This is a genomic window from Rhodovulum tesquicola (assembly GCF_024128855.1).
GTDB classification, from domain to species: domain Bacteria; phylum Pseudomonadota; class Alphaproteobacteria; order Rhodobacterales; family Rhodobacteraceae; genus Rhodovulum; species Rhodovulum tesquicola.
Map to the genome: position 1 here is coordinate 1 of NZ_JAMYDV010000064.1, position 650 is coordinate 650.

2 protein-coding genes are annotated in these 650 nt (G+C 66.2%); both read right to left on the minus strand.

Translation table 11 applies throughout. The features are described 5' to 3' along the window. Window positions 1-234, minus strand: a 234-nt coding sequence (gene tnpB, locus NHN26_RS17380) for an IS66 family insertion sequence element accessory protein TnpB (RefSeq protein WP_253090548.1), incomplete at its 3' end; no start/stop codon positions are given. Continuing rightward, a partial coding sequence (gene tnpA, locus NHN26_RS17385; RefSeq protein WP_253090549.1) for an IS66-like element accessory protein TnpA occupies window positions 231-650 on the minus strand: 420 nt, incomplete at its 5' end. The genes tnpB and tnpA, both read right to left, overlap by 4 nt.

Here is a 650-nt window from a genome sequence, read left to right on the forward strand (position 1 = left end):
CCAGGTGAAGGTCGTGTCCTCCAGCCGCTTGTAGGCCATCACCAGCCCGGTCCCGTCCCAGAACAGGATCTTCAGCCGGTCCGCCCGTTTGGGACGGAACACGAAGACCGTGCCGGTGAACGGATCCTCCTTGAGCACGGACTGCACCAGCGCCGCCAGCCCGTCATGCCCCTTGCGGAAATCGACCGGCCGCGTCGCCACCAGGATGCGCACCTTGTGCGAGGGCATCATCATGCCGGTGCCCCGAGCGCCCGCACGATCTCGGCCACCCGCGTGGCCGATGTGGCCGCGTCAAGCCGAAGCAGCACCGCGCCGGAAACAATCTCGATCCGCTCCGCCGACATTGTGTCCTCCGGGACAGCCGGCACCCTCTCTGAGGCGCACAGTACCAGCGGCGCAAACGAAGGTTCGTCATCAAGGGCTGGCAACACAAGCTTCCCGTCGCGGGCCAGGCGCCGCCATTCCGACAAGTGGTTCGGCCGCAGCTCATACTTCGCGGCCACGGAATTCACCGTCGCCCCCGGCAGCAGCGTCTCCGCCACAACCCGCGCCTTCACCTCATCCGGCCAGCGCCGCCGCCCGTCCTCGTAGATCACCACGCCAAGTGAACTGAGAAACTCCGTCATAGTCTCCATGGAGAAACTCCACCC